The 6,886-nt window shown below is 42.3% G+C and carries 3 protein-coding genes, 2 tRNA genes and 3 rRNA genes; all 8 read left to right on the forward strand.

The features are described 5' to 3' along the window. Positions 1-333 precede the first annotated feature (333 nt). Positions 334-1,844 (forward strand): 16S ribosomal RNA (locus NYG85_RS10875). Positions 1,845-2,140: 296 nt separating this feature from the next. Continuing rightward, positions 2,141-2,216 (forward strand) — tRNA-Ala (locus tag NYG85_RS10880). A 9-nt stretch (positions 2,217-2,225) separates the two neighbouring features. Further along, a tRNA-Ile gene (locus NYG85_RS10885) sits at positions 2,226-2,302 on the forward strand. 384 nt (positions 2,303-2,686) lie between these two features. Beyond that, positions 2,687-5,595 (forward strand): 23S ribosomal RNA (locus NYG85_RS10890). Positions 5,596-5,869: 274 nt separating this feature from the next. Next, positions 5,870-5,988: ribosomal RNA gene (gene rrf, locus NYG85_RS10895) — 5S ribosomal RNA — on the forward strand. The 16S, 23S and 5S rRNA genes sit together here with 2 tRNA genes alongside, the layout of an rRNA operon. 230 nt (positions 5,989-6,218) lie before the next feature. After that, on the forward strand, positions 6,219-6,347 hold the full coding sequence (locus NYG85_RS10900; protein ID WP_284938611.1) for a hypothetical protein: 129 nt from the start codon (positions 6,219-6,221) through the stop codon (positions 6,345-6,347). Between the two features lie 11 nt (positions 6,348-6,358). Beyond that, complete coding sequence (locus tag NYG85_RS10905) at positions 6,359-6,529, forward strand: hypothetical protein (protein ID WP_284938613.1); 171 nt, start codon at positions 6,359-6,361, stop codon at positions 6,527-6,529. 9 nt (positions 6,530-6,538) lie between these two features. Continuing rightward, positions 6,539-6,886 (forward strand): hypothetical protein (locus NYG85_RS10910; protein ID WP_284938615.1); only part of this gene is annotated, 348 nt, incomplete at its 3' end.

A 6,886-nucleotide genomic window follows, 5' to 3' on the forward strand; every position in this document is an offset into this window, starting at 1 on the left:
AATTTTACTTACATTATATATATTTAACCCTCCCTCCCCCACCCAAAAAAATCTTTTTTAAAATTTTCTCATTTTTTCTAATAAATTTAAGCGTTATTTAAGCATTACTCTTATATAATTCCAGCTCACGAGTTGAGAGAAACCACCTTTAACTTCTACGTTAATAAAGCCTTTCTTTTTTATCGTTGTTCTTTTAAATTATTAATGTTAAACTATTAGTCAATCTTTGAAATCTAAACAAGTGATCGATTGAGCCAGTTTGCTTATATTAGCAAACTAAAACTAATAAATAAAAAACAAAAGTTTTTAGATTAAAAACTTCATAAATAAAATTTTATGGAGAGTTTGATCCTGGCTCAGAGTGAACGCTGGCGGCGTGCCTAATACATGCAAGTCGAACGGAGGTTAAGTAGCTTGCTATTTAATCTTAGTGGCGCACGGGTGAGTAATGTATAGCTAATCTGCCCTATGCAGGAGGACAACAGTTAGAAATGACTGCTAATACTCCATACTCCTTCTTAACACAAGTTAAGTCGGGAAAGTTTTTCGGCATAGGATGAGGCTATATTGTATCAGCTAGTTGGTGAGGTAATGGCTCACCAAGGCTATGACGCATAACTGGTCTGAGAGGATGATCAGTCACACTGGAACTGAGACACGGTCCAGACTCCTACGGGAGGCAGCAGTAGGGAATATTGCTCAATGGGGGAAACCCTGAAGCAGCAACGCCGCGTGGAGGATGACACTTTTCGGAGCGTAAACTCCTTTTCTACAAGAAGAAACCTGACGGTATTGTAGGAATAAGCACCGGCTAACTCCGTGCCAGCAGCCGCGGTAATACGGGGGGTGCAAGCGTTACTCGGAATCACTGGGCGTAAAGGACGCGTAGGCGGATTATCAAGTCTCTTGTGAAATCCTATGGCTTAACCATAGAACTGCTTGGGAAACTGATAATCTAGAGTGAGGGAGAGGCAGATGGAATTGGTGGTGTAGGGGTAAAATCCGTAGAGATCACCAGGAATACCCATTGCGAAGGCGATCTGCTGGAACTCAACTGACGCTAAGGCGTGAAAGCGTGGGGAGCAAACAGGATTAGATACCCTGGTAGTCCACGCCCTAAACGATGTATACTAGTTGTTGCTAAGCTAGTCTTGGCAGTAATGCACCTAACGGATTAAGTATACCGCCTGGGGAGTACGGTCGCAAGATTAAAACTCAAAGGAATAGACGGGGACCCGCACAAGCGGTGGAGCATGTGGTTTAATTCGAGGATACGCGAAGAACCTTACCCGGACTTGATATCCAACGAATTCTGTAGAGATATGGAAGTGCTAGCTTGCTAGAATGTTGAGACAGGTGCTGCACGGCTGTCGTCAGCTCGTGTCGTGAGATGTTGGGTTAAGTCCCGCAACGAGCGCAACCCACGTATTTAGTTGCTAACGGTTAGGCCGAGCACTCTAAATAGACTGCCTTCGCAAGGAGGAGGAAGGTGTGGACGACGTCAAGTCATCATGGCCCTTATGTCCGGGGCGACACACGTGCTACAATGGCATATACAATGAGAAGCAATATCGCGAGATGGAGCAAATCTATAAAATATGTCCCAGTTCGGATTGGAGTCTGCAACTCGACTCCATGAAGCCGGAATCGCTAGTAATCGTAGATCAGCCATGCTACGGTGAATACGTTCCCGGGTCTTGTACTCACCGCCCGTCACACCATGGGAGTTGATTTCACTCGAAGTCGGAATGCTAAACTAGCTACCGCCCACAGTGGAATCAGCGACTGGGGTGAAGTCGTAACAAGGTAACCGTAGGAGAACCTGCGGTTGGATCACCTCCTTTCTAGAGTACAAACTGATAAGTCTCACAACTATCAGTTCATAAAGGAATATCTCAATTGATCCTTGTTTAGTTTTGAAAGATTGACAGCTAATAAAGATACTCTAAAATTTAAAGCGATTGTGTTTTTTGTTTTAAAATTCTACTTTTGCTCTTATAAATTTTAGATTTTTCTGTAAGGAAGTTATTTTTTTATTAGACAAGGAAATTAACGAAATAAACAAGGGAGTTACCTTTTGGTAATGACCGCAGTTTATGAGTTAATTGACGCAGTATAATGAAAAAAGAACGACTTAAAGGGGGAATTAGCTCAGCTGGGAGAGCGCCTGCTTTGCACGCAGGAGGTCAGCGGTTCGATCCCGCTATTCTCCACCATAAAACAAAGGGCCTATAGCTCAGCTGGTTAGAGTGCACCCCTGATAAGGGTGAGGTCACAAGTTCAAGTCTTGTTAGGCCCACCATAAAGCTTATTGTAAGTTTTTTTAGCTATAATTCAAACCCCAATCAAAGGGCTTTATTAGTTTAACTTAGAAATCTAAATCAAGTTTTTAACTCTAAAAATTTGATTTAGATTTTTTAATCTAAATGTTCATTTATTTATCATTGTTAAGAGTCACAAGCAAGTTTTAATAAAAACAATTTTACAGGACTTGTTAAAGATCTAAAATTTTAATCTCTTGCATTAAATGCAAAAGTTTGACATCACAAGATATTATGGGATTTAAAACTTATCCATCATATCTGTCAATGCTTTCCGTCTTGGAGTTTAAAATTTAGATGTAGTAATGAAAATTATCTTTAACAAGGAAGTGATGCGAATTAGAATATACACATATACTAATAAAAGGTAAGCTACTAAGAGTAAGTGGTGGATGCCTTGGCTAGTAGAGGCGATGAAAGACGTGCCAGGCTGCGATAAGTCTCGGGGAGCCGTCAAGGGGCTTTGATCCGGGAATTTCTGAATGGGGCAACCCAACTGATAGAGATGTCAGTTACCATATAATGGAGCGAACGTTGGGAATTGAAACATCTTAGTACCAACAGGAAAAGAAATCAATAGAGATTACGCTAGTAGCGGCGAGCGAACGCGTAAGAGGGCAAACCACTAGTTTACTAGTGGGGTTGTAGGACTGCAATATAGACTAAACAAAGCTAATAGAACAATCTGGAAAGGTTGAGCGTAGAGGGTGATACTCCCGTATATGAAAGCGATGTTTTACTTAGCAGTATCCTGAGTAGGGCGGGACACGTGATATCCTGTCTGAAGCTGGGTCGACCACGATCCAACCCTAAATACTACTACTAGACCGATAGTGCACAAGTACCGTGAGGGAAAGGTGAAAAGAACTGAGGTGATCAGAGTGAAATAGAACCTGAAACCATTTACTTACAATCATTCAGAGCCCTATGATTTATCAGGGTGATGGACTGCCTTTTGCATAATGAGCCTGCGAGTTGTGGTGTCTGGCGAGGTTAAGGAAACCCGGAGCCGTAGCGAAAGCGAGTCTTAATAGGGCGATTAGTCAGATGCTGCAGACCCGAAACGATGTGATCTATCCATGAGCAGGTTGAAACTGGTGTAAGAGCCAGTGGAGGACCGAACCCGCTAGCGTTGAAAAGCTATGGGATGACTTGTGGATAGGGGTGAAAGGCCAATCAAACATCGTGATAGCTGGTTCTCTCCGAAATATATTTAGGTATAGCGTTGTGTCGTAACACTGGGGGGTAGAGCACTGAATGGGCTAGGGCATACACCAATGTACCAAACCCTATCAAACTCCGAATACCTAGTGTGTAATCACAGCAGTCAGGCGGCGAGTGATAAAATCCGTCGTCGAGAGGGGAACAACCCAGACTAACAGCTAAGGTCCCTAAATCTCATTTAAGTGGAAAACGATGTGGAGTTACTGAAACAACCAGGAGGTTGGCTTAGAAGCAGCCATCCTTTAAAGAAAGCGTAATAGCTCACTGGTCTAGTGATTCTGCGCGGAAAATATAACGGGGCTAAAATGAGTACCGAAGCTTTAGACTTAGTTTTACTAAGTGGTAGGAGAGCGTTCTATTCAGCGTTGAAGGTGTACCGGTAAGGAGCGCTGGAGCGGATAGAAGTGAGCATGCAGGCATGAGTAGCGATAATTGGGGTGAGAATCCCCAACGCCGTAAACCCAAGGTTTCCTACGCGATGCTCGTCATCGTAGGGTTAGCCGGGTCCTAAGCAAAGTCCGAAAGGGGTATGCGATGGAAAATTGGTTAATATTCCAATGCCAACATTATTGTGCGATGGAAGGACGCTTAGAGTTAAAGGAGCCAGCGGATGGAAGTGCTGGTCGAAAGGTGTAGGTTAGAGTTCAGGCAAATCCGAGCTCTTTTAAGCCGAGACCCTACAGGCGTTTGAAGTTCTTCGGAATGGATGACGAATCCTTGATACTGTCGAGCCAAGAAAAGTTTCTAAGTTTAGATAATGTTGCCCGTACCGTAAACCGACACAGGTGGGTGGGATGAGTATTCTAAGGCGCGTGGAAGAACTCTCTTCAAGGAACTCTGCAAAATAGCACCGTATCTTCGGTATAAGGTGTGCCTAACTTTGTGAAGGATTTACTCCGTAAGCATTGAAGGTTACAACAAAGAGTCCCTCCCGACTGTTTACCAAAAACACAGCACTCTGCTAACTCGTAAGAGGATGTATAGGGTGTGACGCCTGCCCGGTGCTCGAAGGTTAATTGATGGGGTTAGCAGCAATGCGAAGCTCTTGATCGAAGCCCGAGTAAACGGCGGCCGTAACTATAACGGTCCTAAGGTAGCGAAATTCCTTGTCGGTTAAATACCGACCTGCATGAATGGCGTAACGAGATGGGAGCTGTCTCGAAGAGGGATCCAGTGAAATTGTAGTGGAGGTGAAAATTCCTCCTACCCGCGGCAAGACGGAGAGACCCCGTGGACCTTTACTACAGCTTGATACTGCTATTGGGATAAAGATGTGCAGGATAGGTGGGAGGCTTTGAGTATATGACGCCAGTTGTATATGAGCCATTGTTGAGATACCACTCTTCTTTATTCTGATAGCTAACTAGCATGAGTTATCCTCATGTAGGACAATGTCTGGTGGGTAGTTTGACTGGGGCGGTCGCCTCCCAAAATGTAACGGAGGCTTACAAAGGTTGGCTCAGAACGGTTGGAAATCGTTCGTAGAGTATAAAGGTATAAGCCAGCTTAACTGCAAGACATACACGTCAAGCAGGGACGAAAGTCGGTCTTAGTGATCCGGTGGTTCTGTGTGGAAGGGCCATCGCTCAAAGGATAAAAGGTACCCCGGGGATAACAGGCTGATCTCCCCCAAGAGCTCACATCGACGGGGAGGTTTGGCACCTCGATGTCGGCTCATCGCATCCTGGGGCTGGAGCAGGTCCCAAGGGTATGGCTGTTCGCCATTTAAAGCGGTACGCGAGCTGGGTTCAGAACGTCGTGAGACAGTTCGGTCCCTATCTGCCGTGGGCGTAAGAAGATTGAGGAGAGTTGACCCTAGTACGAGAGGACCGGGTCGAACGAACCACTGGTGTATGAGTTGTCCTGCCAAGGGCATCGCTCAGTAGCTACGTTCGGATGTGATAAGAGCTGAAAGCATCTAAGCTCGAAGCCAACTCCAAGATGAATCTTCTTTTAAGAGCTCTAGTAGACTACTAGTTTGATAGGCTGGGTGTGTAATTGATGAAAGTCATTTAGCTGACCAGTACTAATAGCTCGTTTGCTTATCTTTTTAAGCATCACTTCCTTGTTAAGGATAAAATCTTGCTACGTCTTTTTGATTTATACTGCGTTAGATTTTAATTCAGCTTCGGTCACTACCGATAAGGTAGCTCCCTCGCTTCATTAAAATCCGCCTTGTCTAAACCAAAAATGCTTGCAATCTTTCTTACAAATTATTTGTAAGAATTTACCTTAAATAAGAAAAAGTTTTTTTTAAAACGCTTCACTCTTAACAAAACCAATCAGTGTTAAATAAGACTTATGAGTAAGTTTTATTTAACACTGCTCGTGGCTATACAGACGAGGAAACGCCTTGCTCCATCTCGAACCAAGAAGCTAAGCTCGTCATGGCTGATGATACTCCCCCTTACTGGGGTGCTGGGAAAGTAGGTCGCTGCGGGCTTTGTGTTTATCTTATCTATCTGCTTTTTTAAATCATTTTTTTATTTCTATGTGTTTATCCTGTTTTTAGTGTTTTTGCTTTTTGTGTTGTTTTTGGGTTGGTTATATAAAAAATGAATGATTATATTACAAATATTTTATTTAAAATCTTATATGTCTATTTATAAAATATTGACAATAAAAATAAAATTATGCTATAATTACATAATTCTTAAAAACAAGGAGATAAAAATGTTTAAATCTTGCAAATTTGCACTACTTAGTGCTTTGTTGATTTTAGGTTTAAATGCCAGTGATGACCTGCTTTTAAAAGCTACAAATGGCGTTGTTAGTCAAAATCTGCTGGTGTTAAAATTTTAAACGACAATGAAATGAAGCAGGTTGTTGGTGGATATTATAACGGCTCATTTAGTGCATCTGGCATAGTAAATTATCTAAGACCGGGCTATTATCACATTATAAATTCAAAAACTTCAAACAGTTATATCTCAGGTGGTTCGCTGATAAATCGCCCTTGTGCCTATTTTCGCTGGGGTTGCTAAGCGCTAAAAATGAAATTAGATTTTAGTCAAACTAGATTTAGTGGCTACTCATTTTCTGATATGTTTGCCTTTAATGCACCACAAATCAGCCAAAAAAGTAAAAGCAAATCCGAGCTAACCGAGCTATCAAAAAGCGTTGATAGCCTTGCAAATTCACACGATATTAAGGTAAATAACGGTAAAAGTGAGTTTAAAAATACCACTTATTTTAAAGACGCAGTAAGTGGTAATTACATAAAAATCGGTCTAAGCGATGAGAATTTAAACACAATAAATCGTGTTTTTGGCAGTGATGATGTTTTTAAAAATGATGATGGCAGTGTGATTTTAAACGGCAATGCACAAAATTTTGTATCA

The sequence above is a fragment of the Campylobacter gastrosuis genome (genome assembly GCF_030249845.1).
Classification (GTDB): domain Bacteria; phylum Campylobacterota; class Campylobacteria; order Campylobacterales; family Campylobacteraceae; genus Campylobacter_A; species Campylobacter_A gastrosuis.

Excerpts from the sequence above, each read along its gene's own strand:
- NYG85_RS10900 (WP_284938611.1), top strand. The coding sequence starts at position 6,219 with ATGTTTAAATCTTGCAAATTTGCACTACTTAGTGCTTTGTTGATTTTA.
- NYG85_RS10905 (WP_284938613.1), top strand. The coding sequence starts at position 6,359 with ATGAAGCAGGTTGTTGGTGGATATTATAACGGCTCATTTAGTGCATCT.